Here is a 1,399-nt window from a genome sequence, read left to right as displayed (position 1 = left end):
CTGAGGACAAGCCCTCGGCCTATTAGTACCGGTCAGCTCCACCCATTACTGGGCTTCCACATCCGGCCTATCAACCCAGTCGTCTACTGGGAGCCTTACCCTCTCAAGGAGGTGGGAGTGCTCATCTCGAAGCAGGCTTCCCGCTTAGATGCTTTCAGCGGTTATCCCTCCCGAACGTAGCCAACCAGCCATGCCCTTGGCAGGACAACTGGCACACCAGAGGTTCGTCCGTCCCGGTCCTCTCGTACTAGGGACAGCCCTTCTCAACACTCCTACGCGCACAGCGGATAGGGACCGAACTGTCTCACGACGTTCTAAACCCAGCTCGCGTACCGCTTTAATGGGCGAACAGCCCAACCCTTGGGACCTACTCCAGCCCCAGGATGCGACGAGCCGACATCGAGGTGCCAAACCATCCCGTCGATATGGACTCTTGGGGAAGATCAGCCTGTTATCCCCGGGGTACCTTTTATCCGTTGAGCGACGGCGCTTCCACAAGCCACCGCCGGATCACTAGTCCCTGCTTTCGCACCTGCTCGACCCGTCGGTCTCACAGTCAAGCTCCCTTGTGCACTTACACTCAACACCTGATTGCCAACCAGGCTGAGGGAACCTTTGGGCGCCTCCGTTACCCTTTAGGAGGCAACCGCCCCAGTTAAACTACCCACCAGACACTGTCCCTGATCCGGATCACGGACCCAGGTTAGACATCCAGCACGACCAGAGTGGTATTTCAACGTCGACTCCACAACGACTGGCGTCGCTGCTTCAAAGTCTCCCACCTATCCTACACAAGCCGAACCGAACACCAATATCAAGCTATAGTAAAGGTCCCGGGGTCTTTCCGTCCTGCTGCGCGAAACGAGCATCTTTACTCGTAATGCAATTTCACCGGGCCTATGGTTGAGACAGTCGAGAAGTCGTTACGCCATTCGTGCAGGTCGGAACTTACCCGACAAGGAATTTCGCTACCTTAGGATGGTTATAGTTACCACCGCCGTTTACTGGCGCTTAAGTTCTCAGCTTCGCCCCGACGAATCAGAGCTAACCGGTCCCCTTAACGTTCCAGCACCGGGCAGGCGTCAGTCCGTATACATCGCCTTACGGCTTCGCACGGACCTGTGTTTTTAGTAAACAGTCGCTTCTCGCTGGTCTCTGCGGCCGGCCCCAGCTCCGAGTGCAAGACTCATCACCAGTTCCGGCCCCCCTTCTCCCGAAGTTACGGGGGCATTTTGCCGAGTTCCTTAACCATAGTTCACCCGAACGCCTCGGTATTCTCTACCTGACCACCTGAGTCGGTTTGGGGTACGGGCCGCCATGAAACTCGCTAGAGGCTTTTCTCGACAGCATAGGATCATCCACTTCACCACAATCGGCTCGGCATCAGGTCTCAGACTAT

The 1,399-nt window shown here is 56.5% G+C and carries 1 rRNA gene; it reads right to left on the bottom strand.

Going from position 1 to position 1,399, the window contains the following annotated elements:
* Positions 1-2 precede the first annotated feature (2 nt).
* Positions 3-1,399: ribosomal RNA gene (locus tag ACFW1A_RS40520) — 23S ribosomal RNA — on the bottom strand; the annotation flags it as partial.

Source organism: Kitasatospora sp. NPDC058965 (genome assembly GCF_042741245.1).
Taxonomy (GTDB): domain Bacteria; phylum Actinomycetota; class Actinomycetes; order Streptomycetales; family Streptomycetaceae; genus Kitasatospora.
The sequence above is the reverse complement of the archived record's forward strand: the minus strand, read 5'-3'. Positions and strand labels throughout refer to the sequence as shown.